Annotated in this window: 11 protein-coding genes and 1 pseudogene; 9 read left to right on the top strand and 3 right to left on the bottom strand. The window is 70.8% G+C overall.

Going from position 1 to position 17930, the window contains the following annotated elements:
- Window positions 1-48: 48 nt before the first annotated feature.
- Complete coding sequence (locus tag OHS70_RS02405) at window positions 49-891, top strand: helix-turn-helix domain-containing protein (protein WP_443062720.1); 843 nt, start codon at window positions 49-51, stop codon at window positions 889-891.
- Here the strand turns inward: OHS70_RS02405 and OHS70_RS02400 are convergent.
- Complete coding sequence (locus OHS70_RS02400; RefSeq protein WP_328393107.1) at window positions 876-1790, bottom strand: phosphatase domain-containing protein; 915 nt, start codon at window positions 1788-1790, stop codon at window positions 876-878. The genes OHS70_RS02405 and OHS70_RS02400 overlap by 16 nt on opposite strands.
- 2 nt (window positions 1791-1792) lie before the next feature.
- Window positions 1793-3001, bottom strand: coding sequence for an RNA ligase (locus OHS70_RS02395; protein ID WP_328393105.1), 1209 nt, complete (start codon window positions 2999-3001; stop codon window positions 1793-1795).
- Between the two features lie 246 nt (window positions 3002-3247).
- Between OHS70_RS02395 and OHS70_RS38965 the strand changes: the two are divergent.
- Window positions 3248-3373: pseudogene (locus OHS70_RS38965) on the top strand (pressure sensor protein); the annotation flags it as partial.
- A 985-nt stretch (window positions 3374-4358) separates the two neighbouring features.
- On the opposite strand, the gene OHS70_RS02385 reads toward OHS70_RS38965, so the two are convergent.
- The gene (locus OHS70_RS02385) at window positions 4359-5012 is read right to left on the bottom strand and encodes a hypothetical protein (RefSeq protein WP_328393101.1); all 654 of its coding nucleotides are present in this window, start codon (window positions 5010-5012) and stop codon (window positions 4359-4361) included.
- A 613-nt stretch (window positions 5013-5625) separates the two neighbouring features.
- Between OHS70_RS02385 and OHS70_RS02375 the strand changes: the two genes are divergently transcribed.
- From OHS70_RS02375 to OHS70_RS02345, 7 genes are all read left to right on the top strand, one after another.
- Window positions 5626-6852 carry an MFS transporter gene (locus tag OHS70_RS02375; RefSeq protein ID WP_328393099.1) on the top strand — a complete coding sequence of 409 codons (1227 nt, stop codon included), beginning with the start codon at window positions 5626-5628 and terminating at the stop codon, window positions 6850-6852.
- Window positions 6853-7035: 183 nt separating this feature from the next.
- Window positions 7036-7596: a GNAT family N-acetyltransferase gene (locus OHS70_RS02370; RefSeq protein WP_328393097.1), complete on the top strand. Its 561-nt coding sequence runs from the start codon at window positions 7036-7038 to the stop codon at window positions 7594-7596.
- Window positions 7597-7837: 241 nt separating this feature from the next.
- Window positions 7838-8410 carry a hypothetical protein gene (locus OHS70_RS02365; RefSeq protein ID WP_328393095.1) on the top strand — a complete coding sequence of 191 codons (573 nt, stop codon included), beginning with the start codon at window positions 7838-7840 and terminating at the stop codon, window positions 8408-8410.
- Window positions 8411-8712: 302 nt separating this feature from the next.
- Window positions 8713-10446 carry a phosphorylase family protein gene (locus OHS70_RS02360; RefSeq protein WP_328393093.1) on the top strand — a complete coding sequence of 578 codons (1734 nt, stop codon included), beginning with the start codon at window positions 8713-8715 and terminating at the stop codon, window positions 10444-10446.
- Window positions 10447-13413: a DEAD/DEAH box helicase gene (locus OHS70_RS02355; protein WP_328393091.1), complete on the top strand. Its 2967-nt coding sequence runs from the start codon at window positions 10447-10449 to the stop codon at window positions 13411-13413.
- Entirely contained in the window at window positions 13410-14621 is a 1212-nt protein-coding gene (locus OHS70_RS02350) for a hypothetical protein (RefSeq protein WP_328393089.1), read from the top strand. Before OHS70_RS02355 ends, OHS70_RS02350 begins: the two co-directional genes overlap by 4 nt.
- Window positions 14622-15407: 786 nt before the next feature.
- Window positions 15408-17888, top strand: a complete 2481-nt coding sequence (locus tag OHS70_RS02345) for a vWA domain-containing protein (protein WP_328393087.1) — start codon at window positions 15408-15410, stop codon at window positions 17886-17888.
- The last annotated feature ends 42 nt before the right edge of the window (window positions 17889-17930 follow it).

Raw genomic sequence — 17930 nt, 5'->3', positions numbered from 1 at the left:
CAAGACTCGTGCGTGCGCGCCTTCCCCGTCTTGTACGTTCTTTGCGTGATGCCGCGGCAGGAGGTCTCTGCATGGCGCCCGCCGGTCGCGGGCGTCGTGGAGGTCTTCCACGCCCGCTTCACCGAGCACGCCTACCCCATGCATGTCCACGACGCGTGGACCCTGCTGATCGTCGACGACGGCGCGGTCCGTTACGACCTGGACCGTCACGAGCGCGGTACCCCGAACGGCACTGTCAGCCTGCTCCCGCCGCAGGTCCCGCACAACGGCTCACCTGCCACCCCTCACGGATTCCGCAAGCGTGTGCTCTACCTCGACATGACGCAGCTGGACGAGAGCTTCATCGGGCCCGCGGTCGACGGCCCGGACCTCACGGATCCCGTCCTGCGCAGACGCGTCGGACAGCTGCACACGGCCCTCGCCGGCCGGGGAGACGAGTTCGAGGCGGAGAGCGGTCTCGCCCTCGTCAGCGAGCGCCTGCGCGAGCACCTGCGGCCGAGGCAGGCCGTCGGCGGCGCGGTGCCCGACCGCGGCGTCGCCGGGCACCTGCGTGACCTCCTCGACGAGCGACTGGTCGAAGGCGTTTCCTTGGACGAGGCCGCGCGCCTGGTCCAGGCCCACCCCACGCATCTCGTACGTTCCTTCAGCGCCGCCTTCGGCATCGCACCCCACCAGTACGTGACGTCCCGCCGCGTCGACCTGGCCCGCCGTCTGCTGCTCGACGGACAGCCGCCGGGCGAGGTCGCGACCTGTGCCGGCTTCTACGACCAGTCCCACCTCACCCGGCACTTCAAGCGGGTCGTCGGCACCACCCCGGGAAGGTACGCCCGTACCGGGGCCGTCGGGTCCGCCGGCTCCACCTCCGCGCAACTCGCTCAGAAGTTGCCGTAGTTGACCTGCCACGTAGGCAGACCCATGCGGCGCCACACTGCGACCACGCGGTCGCGGTCGTCGAGGGAGACGCGTACCGCGAAGCGTTCGCGGACGTGCCGGTCGAACAGCTCCGCCTTCACCACGTCATCGCGGCGGCCGTCGCCGGCTGCGCGCATCCACAACTCGTCGTAGGGGACCTCGTAGTGGCGCAGCCAGGCCTCCGTCTTCTCCCGGTGCTCCTCACCGCGGCCCGAGAGCAGAACGATGACATCGCCGTCGGCGCGCCGGAAGGAGCACAGCGCGCCGCGCACCGACACGTTGAGCAGGTCCTCGTCGCAGCGGGTGAAGTCGTAGGGTCCCCGCTCGCCCCTGATGGCGAGTGTGCCGTCGATGTCGCACATCACCGCCGAGGGCAGCGCGGGGTCGGCGGTGTACGGCTCCACCGACGGCTCGTCGTTCAGCCATGCCTCGGTGAGCCGCCAGCCGCCCTTCCGTGCTTTCGCGTGCTTGTCGGCAAGGATCCGGATGATGTCCTCACCGACAGCCCGGTCCCGCCCGGTGTCGCGCCGTACGCACTCCTCCACCTCCACATCGGTGAAGTCGTGCACGACGAAGGACGCCTGCCCGCCCACCGCGGCCTTCAGACGCTTGGGGATGTGCGGTGTCAGGTGGGTGTTGTCCACGACGACGTCGAAGCCGCCGTCGACCGCCGCCCGCACAGCCGCGTCCTGGATCGCCAGCACGGTCTGCTCGTGCGCGTACGACCGGCCACGCTCGGGCGCCGGGACGTCGAGCATCGCCCGCAGGTCGTCGAGGTTCACCCGGCGCATCCGGCCCGCGGAGTCCTCCTGCAGCCGGCGCGCGGCGGTCGTCTTCCCCGAGGCCGGAAGCCCTGTCATGACATGTACTACGGGCACGGTCAATTCTCCTCGTCGGTCTTGAACGGGTCGGACGCCTCCGGCCGGACGGAACGGTAGGTCACAAGCTCCGTGGGGCGTCCGTCCAGGCGCAGGAACATGGCAGGGCGTACGGCGGCGTCCCGCAGCGCCTTCGCGGCGCGGGCGAAAGCGCCCCGGTCGTCCGCCAGATGGACCAGCGACCGGTACGCCTCGTCGATCGCACGCTCGCGGGCGGCCACATCCTCCTCGACCCGACTGATCACCCCGCGCACCCAGGCGTCGAACTCGTCGGGCACCTGCTCCAGCAGCGCGTCGAGCGGCTTGCCGCCCGACGCCTCGATGTCCGCCGCCGAGCAACCCAGGGCCTGGGCAACCTGCTTGGCGGGCAGGCCGGCGAAGCGCTGGATCCCGTGGCTGCGCCAGATGTCCCGTTCGGTGACGCCGGTGAGCACCTTGTGGAGCCGTACGTATTCGGAGAGCTTGGCCTTGGCCCGTACGCCCGACGCAAAGCGCAGCACGAAGCCCTCCGCGTCGGTGCCGGTGGCCTCCCTGCCGCCCGGCAGCCGGTTGGACTCGGCCAGGGCGAGCAGTTCCGCGAGCGGCATGGCGGGCCAGACGGTGACGACCGAGCCGATGCCCTTCCAGCAGGACGCCGCCTCGGCCAGCGGTATCTCCCTGCCGTCGTTGGCGAAGGCGGCGAGGAGCACGAGGTCACGGCGGTCGCCGTAGTCGACGACGATCCGGTTCTGCGGGTACAGGATCTCGGCGAGGTAGGTCACTCCGGGCACCAGGGCGGAGGTGTCCTTGCCGTCCAGCAGACGCTGGGCCCAGGTGGCCTGGGTGCTGATGAACGACCCCTTGGACGCGACGCGCCACCGGCCCGCGTAGTGGAAGATCACCGCCAGGCTGCCGTCGACCTTGTCGTACACCTCGAAGGACTCGTCCGGGAGGGCGGGCGCGTACGGCTGACCGGCCTCGTGCTCGCCGACGTTGAAGAACTTCGGCAGCGGAAGCGCGACGATCTCTCCGGTGGCGTCGTCGGCGACCAGACCGCGGCAGCGCGTGGTCACCCGGTTCCACACCCGCTCGTACTGGCACGTCCTCGTGTACGTGTAGATCGACAGCGGCAGTTCGGGGTGCGGCTTGCGGGTGACGTACCCGGCGTCCAGCGCCGCCGCCAACTCCTGCGGCGGCAGCAGCTCATGGAGAGTCAGGAATGCCTGGCTCATGTGTTCCTCCCGTTGATGGACCCCGATTGTCAGGTGCGGGAGGCTTCGGAGAGTACCGATTTTCCTGTGGCCGGACGTACGGAGACGCAGGTCACAGCTGTTCGGGGTGCCGGGTGTCGCGGTTCGCCGTGGCCGGCGCGGGCACGGCGGTGAACCGTCGGAGCGGAATGTCGGCAGAGTACGGCCCTCCCGTCGGCGCACCATGGAGTACACGAGGCGCGGGTGTCACGAGAGCGGGAGTCCCCGATGGCGCGTGGACGGATGCGGATCTACCTCGGGGCGGCACCGGGGGTCGGTAAGACGTACGCCATGCTCGAGGAGGGACAGCGTCTGGGCCGGACCGGAGCCGATGTGGTCGCCGGCTTCGTCGAGCCGCCGCCGGAGCGCCCGTACGACGCGGACGTGGAGAGCCCCGCCGGTGACAACCTCACGCCGGCCGCCCGCGGGCGCCCGCTGAGCAGTGACGACCAGCGCGTACTCGGCGCGTGCGCGGCGCAGCTGGGCATGGCACACAGCCACGGCCGGCTCGCCGAACGGGCCCGCCGAGACCGGTGTCCGTGCCGCCGCGGAACACACCCGGGCCTCACTGGTCCTCACGGCGAGTCACGAACTGCGGGGCCGCTGCGCACCGCCGAGGAGTCGCTGAACCGTCTGAGCGACCGCCTCGCCGGGACGTCCGCCGGGCCGGTGGGTCCGCAAGCGGCCCGCCTCCTCGACACGGCGCACGCGGCGGTACGGCGCGCCGGCAGGCTCGTCACCGACCTCGACGACCTCAGCCGGCTGTACGGCGGGGCGCTGGACCTGTATCTGCGCCCGGTCGACCTCGACGAGGCGCTGACCGCAGCCCTGGACAACCTCGGCCCCGGCGGCCACACGATCGACTGCACGCTGCCGGAGCAGTTGCCCGATGTGATCGCCGACGCAGCGGTCCTCACGCGCGTACTGACGTCACTCGCCGCCGACGCGCTGCGCCACCGCCCGCCGGACCGGCCGCCCCGGTTCACGGCCGAGGTCCGGCCGGCCCATCTGGAGATCCAGGTGACGGACGGAGCCACCGTCGGGTCCGACGACACGTCCCGAGGAGGTCGCTCCGGCCGCAGGACCGACAGCCTGCCCCTGCGGCTCTCCCGCGACCTCACGGAGACCATGGGCGGCACCCTCGAGCCCGACGCCGGCGGAACCGCCTTCGCGGTGCGGGTCACCCTTCCGACGGCGGCACCCCGCACCACCGTCCGGCCGGAGCCCGGTGACGACGGTTGAGCGCGACGGCCATGGCGCGGCGGATGCAGACCCCGCGTCAGGGCAACGCTGAATTGGCCGAGTTGTCGTCACCCACGCCCTCGGGTCGCCCTCCGGTTCACCGGGCGAGGAGCATGTAGGTGTTCTCCAACTCGTCCTGCACGACGCGGGCATCTCCCGCGACCGTCCGTACGTGAAGGTCGTCGACCGGGGTGTGGACCCGATACTGCCAGCCCTGCGGAAGTTGCAGCCGCCGGCCGAGTGTGGCCAGGGACTCCAGCGTCTGGCTGTCGTCCACGGTGTGGGAGTACGCCTGCATGACGTAGCTGCGATCGCCCGGGGCGGTCAGCGTGTGCACCTGCTTGCCGGCGGAAAGAACGTACTCGGTGTCCCGCTTCACCGTGGTTTCGACGTAGAACTTCTTGGCCGTGGCCCCGGTGACGTCGATCTCCGCGGGGATGCGGACCTCGGCCACCCAGCGGGCCTCAAGACCGTCGAACGTCGCGACGTCCCCCCAGGAGAACGCCGTGACCTCGTCGATCGTCCAGAAGCGGGGTCCGTTGAGGAACACCATGGGCACCTCGAACTGCTCCGCCAGCCCACGGGGGTCGAGCGCGGTCCACTGCTTCGGCGGACAGTCGTTGAGGCCGAAGGTGGTGTACACGGCTGCCTTCAGATGACCGTTCTCGCCCGGCGAGATGAGCAGGATCTCGCCGTAGCGAGCGTTCCGCAGACCGCTCAGGTGGCGGGCCGTTTTCGTCGTGTCGGACATCGCTCCTCCTTCTCACAGCCGCTCTCCGCTCCTGTGCGCAGACCGCCTGTGGGGAAAGGCCCGCCGGCGGGCGGGCCCGCGTGGTGCCGCGGGTCGTCCACTCCATCAAGCGCAGCACACGCGTCGTGAATTCGCATGTCGTCCCCGGCGGCGCCCTGGTGGGCGAAAGCCGTCGGCGCCCGGCCGGCCCGGCCGGCCCGGTCGTTGCACGGCTCGGGATCAGCGGGAGCGGCGGGTTCCTGCCGGTGCTGCTCACACGGAGGGGGAGACGGAGGGCTGGAGCAGGAGAAGTGCGATGCGCGGCTCGGGTTGATGCGGACGCTGATGCCGCTGGGGTCCGGGTAGAGCCGGAAGTCGAGCCACTGGTCGGGTGGGCGCAGGGCGGTGAAACAGACGGGTTCGCGGCCGATGACAGGGGTGCGGTACTGCTCCTCGGGGACGGGGTCGTCCAGCCAGGGCAGCGCCTGCCACGGCAGTGTGCCCAGCAGCTGGTCGGCGCTGCGGCCGAGCAGGTCGGCGGCGGAGGGGGTGCAGAACCGGAGCCCGCGTCCATGCGCGCACGATGGCGCCGTGCCGGACCGCCGCCGGCGATCCGCACTCGTATCGTGAGGGCGTGATCTTTCGCAGGACCGGCACGGGCGGGGGAGACCGAACGACGACCGTCGCGGCGGGGCGGCTCGGCTACCCGGCGGCTGCCGTGGTGTTCGCCATCGGAATGGCCGGGACGACTCTGCCCACCCCTCTGTACGGGCTCTACCAGGAACAGATCGGCTTCTCGGAGCTGATGGTGACGGTCGTCTTCGCCGTGTACGCGATCGCGGTCATCACAGCCCTCCTGGTGGCAGGGAACTACTCCGACGCGGTGGGCCGAAGGCCTGTCCTGCTGGCGGCGATGGCCTTCTCCGCCGCGAGCGCGTGCTGCTTCCTCCTGGAGAGCGGCCTGCCCCTGCTCTTCGCGGGCCGGCTGCTGTCGGGCTTCGCCGCAGGGCTGCTCAGTGGCGCGGCGACGGCGGCCGTCATCGAACTGGCCGGGCCCGGCAGGAGGGCCCGTGCCGGTTTCGCCGCCACCGCCGCGAACATGGGCGGCCTGGGCTGCGGGCCGCTGCTGTCCGGGCTGCTCGCCCAGTACGCACCCTGGCCGCTGAAGCTGACGTTCTGCGTCCACCTCGCCCTGGTGGCAGTGGCCTCCGTGCTGACCTGGCTGCTGCCCGAGACCGTCGATGAGCCGGAGCGATGGCCGCCGCTGAAGCCACAAGGTGTGTCCGTGCCACCTGAGGTGAAGGGCGTGTTCGTGCCCTCGTCGGTGGCGGCGTTCGCCGGTTTCGCCCTGCTCGGTCTCTTCACGGCGGTGGCACCGAGTTTCGTCGCGACGACCCTGGACGTTCACAATCTGGCCGTCACGGGCGCCGTCGTCTTCTCCGTGTTCCTCGCTTCGACGATCGGTCAGTCGTTGACCCAGAAGGTCGGTGCACGCCGTGCGCTCCCCATCGGCTGCGGTGTTCTGGTCGTGGGGCTGATGCTGGTGGCCTCGTCGCTGATCACCGAGCAGCTGTCCCTGCTCGTCCTCGGGGCCCTGTTCGGCGGAACGGGGCAGGGCCTTGCCTTCCGCGCCGCGCTCAGCCTGGTCAGCGGCGCCGCCCCGGCGCGGAGCCGGGGCGGGACCATCTCGGCGTTCTTCGTCGTCGCCTACGCCGGTATCTCCCTGCCGGTGGTCGGTGTCGGCGCGATGGCCATGTGGCTCGGGTTGCGCGGGGCGGGGTTGGTTTTCGCCGGCTGTGTGACGGTGGTCGCCGCCTGCGCGGGTACGTATGCGGCCCTTCGCCCGCCTGCCGGTCAGTGAGGCACGGCTCCCGGACCCTGTCGAGCCTTGCGGGCCGCCCCCGGGGCGAGTTGTCCGTTGCCGGGGTCTGGGTACGTGGTCGTGGGCCGCGCCGTACGGACCTTCCGAGTGCCGCGCCCCGTCACACTGTCCGTGCGAAGATCCCTTCGCTGTGTGCTGTGGTGGCGACCGTGGAAGGTGACGATGTACGCGATATCCCTGGGCGACGACGGCGCAGAGCTGCGCCCGCTCGAGCCGTGGCGGGCCGAGGAGTTCCTGGTCCATATCGACCGAGGCCGGGAGTTCGTCGGGCAGTACAACGGGCTGCCCGATGTCGTCACGGACCTGGAGTCGAGCCGGGCGTTCCTTCAGGCGTACGCGGAGAAGGCCGCGGCCGACGCCGGGCGGCTCTACGGCATCTGGACGGACGGCACACTGGTCGGCGCGGTCCTCTTCCGGAGGATGGACGTCGAGCAGGGCACCGCCGAGGCGGGCTGCTGGCTGGAGCCGTCGGCGGTGGGCAAGGGGCTGGTGACCCGGGCCGTCCGTGTGATCATCGACTGGGCCGTGGAGGAGCGGGGTATCCACCGCGTGGAGTGGTGGGTCTCGGCGGCGAACCAGCCCAGCATCGCGGTGGCCCGGCGGCTCGGGATGACGCGGGACGGCGTGCTGCGGGAGAGCTGTCTGCACCGGGGGAAGCGGCACGACGAGGAGATCTGGTCGGTGCTTGCTCCGGAGTGGCGGGCGGTGAGGCAGGCGTCGTGAGCCCTTGGCGCAGTGCGGGTCGCAGGAGTCGCGGGCAGATCGGCGACCCTGCGGGCCCGAGGGCGGCGCCTTGCGTCCGGGATGCCGGAACGGGTGGATCGCCGCACGCGTGATGCGGAGTCCCGCGTGCGGTCCGGCGGCGGAGATGGTGGGTAGGCAGTTGGGCGGAATGCTCAACAGGGCAATCGGTCGCCGGCCCGGCCACCCGGCCGGACGGGGCACCGGACCGTGAGGGGGGAATATGGCGGCCGGCGAGCAAGTCACAGCTGCAGGACTGCTGATCACCGAGTACGAGCGGATCAAGGACGAACAGCGCGCGCGTATCGGCTTTCGCGACAACCTCCTTTACGCCACGCTCGCCTCCATGGCTGCGGTCATCGCCGCCGCTCTTCAGGGGGACAGACGGCTCGAGTTGTTGTTGCTGCTGCCGCCGGTCTCGGTGGTGCTCGGGTGGACCTACCTGGTCAACGACGACAAGATCTCCGCAATCGGTCGCTACGTGCGAGATGAACTACGCCCGCAGCTAGTGGCCTTGACCGACGGTCGTGGTGACGCGTGCGTCTTCGGCTGGGAGGTCGCCCACCGCAACGACCACCGACGGACCTCCCGTAAGTGGCTCCAACTCGCCGTCGACCTGCTCGCCTTCTGTCTGGCGCCGGTGGCCGCCGTCGTCGTGTTCTGGACGGTCGGTCCGGTGGGGGCACCCTTGCTTGCCGTGTCCCTGGCCGAACTTGTGGTGATCGCCGTGCTGGGGTGGCAGATCGTGCTCTACGCGGACGTGAAGGGGGCGCGCGTCGAGCCGCCTGTGACGTAGCCCCGGGAGGAAGGGCGCGGTGGATCTCCCTCACGGCGTGTGGCCGTCGCTGTCCCGAATCTCTGAACCGGCCACAAAGCGTCAGAATCAGATCATATGAGCGGTCGAAAACGCTTCGATATGGCGTGACTTCTGCTCGAGATCGACCGAGTGTGAGCTGGGCCGCGGTGCCGCTACAGTGGCGTGCCCTGCGTCGCGTTGACGGGTGTCGACAGGTGCAGAACATGGGCCTGATGCGGCCGCTGTTCGCACAGCCCCGTGGCCGCAGGCAGGGCCGGCGACCGAGGGCGACGGGGGACTTCGTGGCTGAGGCGAACAGTCAGGGCGACACGCTTGTCGTGCTCACTGCCCTGGAGGTGGAGTACGAGGCCGTTCGGGCGCATCTGGCCGCCTTACGGACACACAGCCACAGCGCCGGCACGCTGTTCGAGATCGGCTGGCTGGACGGCACGCCGTGGCAGGTGGCCCTGGCTGAGATCGGGGACGGCAACCAGGCGGCGGCGGTGCTGACCGAGCGGGCCGTCCGCCTGTTCCGCCCGCGCGCGGTGGTCTTCGTCGGAGTGGCCGGAGCGCTCAAGGACGACATCCAGCTCGGCGACGTCGTGGTGGCCACGCACGTCTACGCCTACCACGGTGGCAAGGAGGAGAACGGCCGGTTCCTGGCCCGGCCGAGGGTCTGGCCCATACGCCACGAGCTGGAGCAGCTGGCCAAGCACGTCCGCAGGACCGGTTCGTGGACCCGGCTGCTGCCGCCCTCCCCCGGGGACCGGCACCCCTCAGTCCATCTCAAGCCCATAGCCGCCGGTGAAGTCGTCCTCAACTCGGCGGACTCACCGTTGAAACGGCAGCTGCGGCAGCACTACCAGGACGCCGTCGCCATCGAGATGGAAGGCGCCGGCGTGGCTCACGCCGCCCACCTCAACGCGGCACTGCCCGCCCTGATCGTCCGCGGTATCAGCGACAGGGCGGACGGCCGGAAGTACGACGCCGACGCCGAGGGGTGGCAGAGAATCGCGGCCAGGAACGCTGCCGCCCTCGCCTTCTCCACCCTGCGCGAACTCCCCGTCGGAAGCGACCGGCCGGCCGTGGAGGACCCGCCCGCCCGCGGCTCGGCCGTCGTCTTCGTCTCCGCTCCCACGTCCCCGTCACCGGAGACCGGGCGATGGCGCGGCGGTGAGGAGGTCGAGGTCCCCGACGGGCTGTACCTGCTTCACGACGAGTACCTGGAGGAACACCCCTCCTCCGACCGTTCCCTGATCCGGCGTCAGGCACTGGCACGCCGGCTGGACCTCACCGGGCAGTCGGCCTCCCGGTACGTCTGGCTCCGTCAGATCGAGGCCCGACGGGACACCCCCGAAGTGCGGGCGGCGAAGCGGGCACTGGCCGACGAACACCAGCTGCTCACGCGTCTGCGGCAGCGGATCGGCGGCCTTCCCGGAACCAGTTCGCTCACCTCGCACGGCCGCACCGACGTGCTTGCTGTCGGCTGGCCGGTGTTGCGGACCACCGGGGCACCTTGTCAGACCCTCCACGCCGCCCTCGGCAGGGAGGGCGAGCCGGTCGACCCATGGCGGCAGCACCGACTGCTCACCGGCCTCGCCGGACTGTGCGGCACGCTGGCCGCGTTGCACGACCACGGCGTCACCCATCGGTGTCTCGGCCTGTCCGCCGTCATCGCCCACGACGACGGCCGCCTCGTGCTGCGTGACCTCGGACTGGCCACCCGCCCCCCGCGGCCAGGGGAAGGCCCCGCCGAACACCAGGCCCCCGAGCAGCGGCGGCGCGCCTGGGGCGAACGCCCCGGAGCCTGGACCGATGTCCACCAGCTCGGCGCGCTCGCCTACCGCCTCATCACCGGACACCTTCCTCTCCCCGGCACACCACTGCCCCTGCGCGCCCATGTGCCGGACGTGCCGGAGCCCGTCGATCGCGCGGTACGCGCCGCCCTGGCTCAGGACCCCGCCGAGAGACCGGCCCCCCGCGCTTTCGGGGCCGCGCTGCGCAGCGCATGCGACGAGCTTCCCCGAGGAGTCTGAATGGCGTTCCGCACGGTCGATCTGCCGGGGCCGGTCATCCTCGTCCCGGGCGCGTCCCTTGAGGGCCAGATGCGTCAGAAGGCCCAGGATCACCCGGGCCTGCCGACCGATCCCCTGCGGCTGGCATCCGATCTGAACAGCCGTGATGACGGGGCGCCGGCGACCTTCAGCGAGCCGCGGCGCGCCGGCGGGGACCGGAGTCTGCTGGTCCATGGCGGGACCTATCTCGTACGCCTGTTCCTCACCAAACCGCACCAGGGCAGCTACACGATCGCCGCAATCGACCCGCTCAGGATGCGCGACCACCACCGGCTCTCCCAGGGCTGTCTGCTGCTGCGGCCCACCGATTGGCGGGTGTGCTACGACGTCCGCGAGGTCCCGCAGGACTCCGACGCGTACTGGCCGCGGCTGACCGAGGAATGGCTGCGGATCGGCGACAGGCTGGCCACGGAGCGCGGTGCTCCTGCGCTGACGGCCGAGCAGACGCAATTCCTCGACACGGTCGACCAGCTGATCGACGCCTCCGAGGCGATCACCACAGACTCGGCCAGATCCACGGAGCCCTTTCCCTATGCCTCGGTGGGCTCCACGGGCGGACAGCGGCACGGCACGCGAGCGGTCTACGAGTTCCGTCTCGCCGGACCGCGCAGACCCGAGGAGGGTGTGTGCGTCCGGATCCGCGGAAGGTCCGGGTACCGGGGGCAGGTGACCCGGGCCGCGGGTGCCTCGGTCACGGTCCGCTTCGATCAGCCGGTCGACTGGGCCCACATCGACCAGCAGGGCGAACTGGAGATCGCCCCCAACAGCGTCGTCTACGCACGGCAGCGGGAGGCGGTCGCCCTGTTGCGGGCACGGCAGGCGCGCGGCACCGGGCTCCTCCCGGCCCTCGTCGACCACCAGGTGCGCGGCATCCGGCCGGTGTCCGACGCGCCGGCCGAGGAGCTCGACGACGACCAGCTCCAGGCGTTCCGCAAGGCTGTGGCCGTCGAGGACATGCTGCTGGTGCTCGGTCCGCCGGGCACCGGAAAGACCCGGACGATCAGCCAGATCGCAGCCGGTACGGCTGCCGCCGGTCTGCCGGACCCCGTCCTGGTCACCTCGCACACCAACCGCGCCGTCGACAACGTCCTGTCCCGGCTTCCCCGCGACCTGGTGGTGGTCAGGGTCGGGAGCGAGGACAGGACCACGGCCGAAGGCAGACCATTTCTGATGGAACGTCAGGCGGCTGAGCTGCGGGAGGAGATCCTCCGGGTCACAGGGCCCTGGAAGCGCGAATACGCCGGCGTCGCCGTCGCCGGGCAGTGGGCGCGTGAGCTGGGCGGCCGGCTTGACCGGCTGGGCTTCCTCGTGGCCGAGGAGACGCGGTTACGCGGCGAGCTTGCGGCCGCCCGGCGCGCTGTCGGCGGACCGGCGCAGACCCGTGTGGACGAGCTGACCTCCGAGCGGCTGCGCACGGAGCGGGCCCTGGGCCGCAGCGGGCGGCGGACCGAGCGCCTCACCCGCTCGCACCAGGCGGCGCGGCGGCGAAGAGGCTGGTGGCTGATCGGATTTCTCTTCGGTCTGCCGGCTCTGCTGTACGACCGGCGCCTGGCCGCGGCGCACCAGAAGGACGAGAAGCTGCTCGTCGCCGCCACCCGGATCCGCGACGCGCTCGCCGAGGCCGAGCGGCAACTCGACGCCGTCACCCGGGACATCCCCGCCGTGCGAGCCGCACGGAAGGCCGCGCACGAGGTGGAGCGGCGCACTGCGCAGTGCCGGTCGGACGGGTGCACCGCCGCACGCTCCGCTCGCGAGTCCCTGCCCGTCGGCGAAGCGCCTTCGCCCGTACGCGAGACGGAACCGGAGACCTGCGACCGCGATCTGGCCGAGCTGCACGACCGGTTGGCGCGGCGGCTGCCTCTGCTCGCCGCCAGGGGGGAGCTGCTCGGCGCATGGCATGACGCGGTGTCCGGGGCGAGCGAGCAGCTCTACCCGGAGCTGATCCGCTACGCCCACGTCATAGCGGCGACGTGCATCGGTACGGCATCCCGGCCCGAACTGTCCGGTGTCGACTTCGAACTGGCCATCGTCGACGAGGCCGGGCAGATCGGCATGGCCGACGTCCTCGTGCCGCTCGTGCGAGCACGCCGGGCCGTGCTGGTGGGAGACCACCAGCAGCTCCCTCCGTTCCTCGACTCCGAGGTGGAGGCCTGGGGGAAGAACGTCGGGGATCCCGCCGTCATGAAGCTGCTGTCCGAGAGCGCGCTCGAAGGACTGGTGCACAGGCTGCCGAAGACCCACGTCGTCCCGCTCACCCACCAGCGCCGTATGCCCTCGGTGATCGCCGACTTCATCTCCTCCTCGTTCTACGACGGCAAGCTGTCCACCCCCGTGGAGCGCGGGCACCGCGACCCGCTGTTCCGCAGCCCGTTCGCCTTCGTCGACACCGCGCGCCTGCCCGCCGCCGAGCGGTACGAGAAGGAGGCGGGACGCCGGGACGAGCGCTGGGGGCAGCGCGGCTGCATCAACCCGGCGGAGGCGAGGCTGCTCACCCGGCTCGCCGCCTTCTACCACCGCAACCACACGGAATGGGCGGTCATCGTTCCGTACAAGGCGCAGAAGGCCGTGATCGCCGCGGCCCTGTCCCGGGTGATCGATCCGGAGCAGGTGGACCTGAACGTGGGCACCGTCGACTCCTTCCAGGGCGGCGAACGGGACGTGATCCTCTACGGGTTCACCCGGAGCAACCGCGACGGTCGTGTCGGATTCCTGAAGGAACTGCGCCGGGCGAACGTCGCGTTCACGCGGGTCAAACACCAACTGGTCCTGGTCGGTGACATGGACACCTTGACCGGCGCCCGCGACACGCGCTTTCGCGAACTGGCCCGCTCGCTGCGCGGCCACCTCGTCGAGCACGGCGACATCCGCCAGTACCGGGAGATCTCCGACCGCCTGGCCGACCTCGCCGACGAGGGAGGCCGCGCGTGAACAGCCGGGCGAGACTGATGCCCTACCCCGAGGAGCGCGCCCTGGAACACGCGGCGTACACCCTGGAGGTCGTACCGACCCGCATCTACTCGGTCCTGCTGCCCGTGTGGTGCGTCGAGGTGAGGGCGGAGGTCACCGAGGGAGAACCGTACGAGCTGATCGACCGCTTCCTCGAACGCGGTATCGCGGAAGCCGAGCTCGACACGGCCGAATCACTCGCCTCGTTCTTCGCGCTCGATCCGTCCCTGGTCCGCCAGGCGCTGCGGTTTCTCCATGCCATCGGCCATGTGAAGGAGTCGCGGGGGCGCATCGCCCTCACCGAGCTCGGGCACCGGTCCGTACGCGACAAGGTGCGCTACACGCACACCCGGCAGGACCGGCGCAAGCTGTACTTCGACGCCTTCGCGTGCCGCCCGCTCACCCGCGCCCACTACGACGTCCGCAAGGTCACCTTCCTGTCCGGCGACTGTGTCCAGGAGGCGCTCGACCGGCGGGACGGGCCCCCGCTGAACGTCCTGAGCGCCACCCGCTGCTTCCGCCGGGAAGCACTCTTCGAGCTGGCCCGCAACCCCGACCGTGACCGTTACAACCTGCCGGAACGGATCGACAACCCGGAAAGCCTCCACGAGGAGTACGTGTTCATGCCGGCGTACATCGTGCGGGCGGTGGCCCCGGGCGAAAGGGTCCGGCACCTCGTCTACACGCAGGCCGCCGACGAGGCCGACGACGGACTCACCGCCGCATGCGAGACCACGCCCGAGGTCTTCAGCGCTTTCGAAGCGGAAGAAGTGGACGCCGAACGCCAGGACTTCCGGAACAGAGCGGCCCGGTGGCTCAGCACCCGGAACCTGGCCCGGTACCAGCCGAGCAGGGGCGAGCACGGTGCCTGGCGGGTCACGATCCCGGGCACCGGCTTCGGTACGGGCGGCGGTCTGCCCCTCACCAAGCTCGGCTCGTTCGTGGTGCTCGGCACGTCCTTCTTCCAGGTCTGGTGCGCCGACGAACGAGTACGCCGCCGCGCCCTCCTCGAGCGGATCGACTCCTACCTCGGCGCGCGGGCCCGCACCGACCGGGACACGGTCGAGGCGCAGATCGCCCGGATCTCCCACCAGCTCGGCCTGGGGATCCTGGGCATCGACGACCTTCGCCGGGCCGCCGCCGGTGCGGGCAGACGGGCCCTGGCCGACCAGTTGGCCCGTCTGAGGTGACATGGCGCAACCAGTGGCGTGAGGCTCTGAGCGGAAGGAGCGCACGGAATTACCGAGGGGCGCACGAAATTTTCAAATGCGCCCCCTCGTGACACTCGGACGTCACGGCCTCGATCGCCGCGGCGAGTTCTTTTTCTTGCGGCCATCTCCCGGCCGCTGAGGCGCTTTTGTGCAGGTCAATTGATTGGGCAAGGAGCGGCCGGGGTCTGATCAAGGTTTTCGTCCCGTCCGACCGGTATGTTTCCGTCGACTCTTTGCGGCGTCGAAGTGGCCTCCTGTGCGAATGATCTCGAACGCGTGTGCAGGTTGATGGCGTGATGGGTGCATCATTCCGGCATCGCTGCGTGCAATTCACGGCACGAATCTCAGAGATTTGCTCAGCGTCGGAAGCGGACGGGTCTAATCTCTACCCACGGCACGAAAGCCTTCCAGTGGGGGACCGGTGTGTGCCGTGTCGTACGGGGGGCGTCATGGGGCTGTTCGCTGAAGGTCGGCATTTCATGGAGGTGCCGCTTCCGCAGGAATGCGAAGCCCTGCCGAAAGCGTGTGCCCGGCACGGATCTTCCGTCGGGGAGAACCGGCTCGCATGGGGCGCGCGCTCCGGCCTCGTGCTGCCGGCCATCCGGCCACATGGCAAGAGATCCACTGTGAAGGGACGTCGAAAACCCCGGCAGTGGGCCGGATCCTGCCGACGACGATGAAGAACGCCATGCACGTTTCACGCGGCATGCGGATGCCGTGCGGTGCGCCGAGTGGCCTCTTACGAGGTTGTGGGGAGTAGCAAGCGTGGAAGACGACGCGGGTTCGTCGGCGGCTCGGGCCGACGGCGTCCTGACAGGGGCGGTTGAACCGCCCACCTCGATCCAGATCCACGGCGCTCGGCGTCCGGGCTCAGCCGTGTCGGCCGGCAGGGCGCTCCTGCGCACCGCGGCCGTGCTCGGAAGTGCCCTTCTTCTCGCGGGACTTCTGTCCCCCGGGGCAGGGGCCGCACCCGACCGCTCACCTGCCGCCGCACCGCCCGCGGCGTCGGACGACCCGATCAACTACGCCGTCGCGGTGGACGAGTCCGCCAGCCTCGCTCCCGGGGACATCGACCGGGAGAAGGACGCCGTCTCGGCGATCGCGGTCGGCGAGCCGTCACCGAAGTCGCGGATGGCGGTGTTCGGCTTCGCCAGCGCCGACACAGCGGATCAGTCGCCCATCCATGAGGTCTGCCCGGTCACGGAGCTCGACGTCGCCGGGCGGGAACGCATCAGCGAGTGTGCCTCCGAACTCCGCCGCCGGGAGCGGGACGAAGGCTCGGGTACCGACTTCATATCCGCCGTCCGGCAGGGCGTGGCCCGGCTCACCGAGGCCCCCGGGCCCGACGTCCCCCGGGTCCTGTTCCTGCTCACCGATGGCAAGCTCGACGTGGAGGACAGCTATACCTACCGGGAGCTGGACACGGCCAGCCGTACCGACGCCGTGGAGCGGGACCTTCGGCGAGCCCTGAAGGAGGCCCGTGACGCGAAGGTGCAGATCTGGCCGCTCGGCTTCGGCTCGGACATCGACCGGGACGCGCTGCGCGCCCTCGCGGCCGGCGGCTACCAGACCGGGTGCAAAGACATACCCGAGGCCGAACCGAAGGCGGCGGTGGTGCCGAGGGCCGAGGACGTCGGTGAGGCGCTGGAGACCGCGTTCTCGGCCGCGCGCTGCCTCTACCGGGAGCCGGGTGACAGCGGACGCCCGCCGACCGACCTCAAGGTCCGTGTCTCGCCCCTGGCGGCCGTGGGCACGATCGTGGTCTCCAAGGGGGACCCTGAGGTCACGGCCACCTACTACGACCCCAACGGAAAGAAGGTCTCCCAAAGCGGCCCGGAGTTCGAGTTCTCCGGGCGCGACCGGGCGGTGGAGTCGCTGCGCATCACCCGTCCGGTGGCCGGCGAGTGGCGGGTGCACCTCGACGCGCCCGAGGGCCACCGCGACCGGCTGGCCCGTATCAGCGTCCTGTGGCGAGGCGAAATACGCTCGAGCATCTCGCTGGAGAAGCCGTCCCCGAGGCCCGGGGAGAAGACGGCTGTCCGCGTCCAGTTGCTGACGCGCGACAGCGTCAAGCTGGAGGAGCGCGACCTGCGGGGCATTTCCGTGGCCGGGAAGCTGACCGGCGACGGCTTCGGACAGGTGGCCATCGGGCTCGCGGACGACGGAGAGGGTGCGGACAAGAGGGCGAACGACGGAGAGTTCTCCGGCACGGTGACCGTTCCGAAGAAGGCCACCGGCGCGCTGATGTTCTCCAGCACCGTGGAAGCGGTCGGCCTCAGCCCTGACAACCGGCCCTATCCGACCCGGATCGCCCCGCCGACCGTGACGTTCGACGCCCTGCTCGGCGTGCCGAGCGCCACCGTTCATCCCGGCGGCCGGGTGCACGGCTACGTCGCCGTCAGCAACAGGGACTCCACCGAGCGCACCGTGCGCCTCGCGCTCGCCGACGCGCAGGGCACCGGACTCACCATCAGCCCGGCGCAGGTGACGGTCCGCCCCGGCACATCGCGCAACGTGGACTTCACCCTGGACGTGGGCAGCACGGCGGAGCTCGGCGTGCCCGTCACGGAGAGCGGTCTCGTGCTCGGGGGCAAGGTCGTCGTCGCCGAGGACGATGCCGTGCTCGACGACGCCTCACTCGACATCACCGTCACCCCGCGGCCCAGCGACGCCGAGGTGTTCTGGGACAAGTGGTGGCCTGTAATCATCATCGGTACCGCCCTGTTCGCCGTGCTGCTGGCGTTGCTGCTGTCCCGCCGCCGCCTCCGCCGGTGGCAGATCGCGCCCGGAGGCCTGGTCCTGGAACTGCGCGACGCCGCCAACCGGACGCTCGGCGAGCACAAGGCCAAGGCCGGCCGGGGCAGCTGGTACGAGTTCGAACTCGTCGACGCCGCCACCGACAGCCCCCGGATCCAGCGGCGCCCCGGCGGAGCGTATGCGGTGCGGCGCAGTCCCGACGGAGGAGCGGTTCTGCGCTCCCGCGGGCAGGCGGACCGGACGCTGCGTCACGGGGATTCCATGACCATCGCCGACGGTCTGACTCTGCACATCGCCGAAGGCAGCGGCCGCAGACCCGCTCGGCCGGGCCGGTCCGCCGTCTCGTCCCGCAGAGCGGGCACCGGCCGCCCCGAACGGGGCTCCGGCAAGGGCGGCGGCCGAGCCGGGACGACCGCGGGTGACCCCGGTTCACAGACCAGCTCTTACCCGTCGGGTGTCCCCGGCGGCACGTATCACGAGGACCTCTGAGACCTGATCCCTGGCGGCGCGGCCGCCGGTACCCGAGCCCCG

The organism is Streptomyces sp. NBC_00390, assembly GCF_036057275.1.
Taxonomy (GTDB): Bacteria; Actinomycetota; Actinomycetes; order Streptomycetales; family Streptomycetaceae; genus Streptomyces.
This window is presented reverse-complemented; position numbering and strand designations above follow the sequence as displayed.

Bases quoted from the DNA above. Each gene is read 5' to 3' on its own strand.
- OHS70_RS02395 (WP_328393105.1), bottom strand. From the start codon at position 3,001: ATGAGCCAGGCATTCCTGACTCTCCATGAGCTGCTGCCGCCGCAGGAG.
- OHS70_RS02365 (WP_328393095.1), top strand. From the start codon at position 7,838: ATGGCGGCCGGCGAGCAAGTCACAGCTGCAGGACTGCTGATCACCGAG.
- OHS70_RS02370 (WP_328393097.1), top strand. From the start codon at position 7,036: ATGTACGCGATATCCCTGGGCGACGACGGCGCAGAGCTGCGCCCGCTC.
- OHS70_RS02385 (WP_328393101.1), bottom strand. From the start codon at position 5,012: ATGTCCGACACGACGAAAACGGCCCGCCACCTGAGCGGTCTGCGGAAC.
- OHS70_RS02405 (WP_443062720.1), top strand. From the start codon at position 49: ATGCCGCGGCAGGAGGTCTCTGCATGGCGCCCGCCGGTCGCGGGCGTC.
- OHS70_RS02355 (WP_328393091.1), top strand. From the start codon at position 10,447: ATGGCGTTCCGCACGGTCGATCTGCCGGGGCCGGTCATCCTCGTCCCG.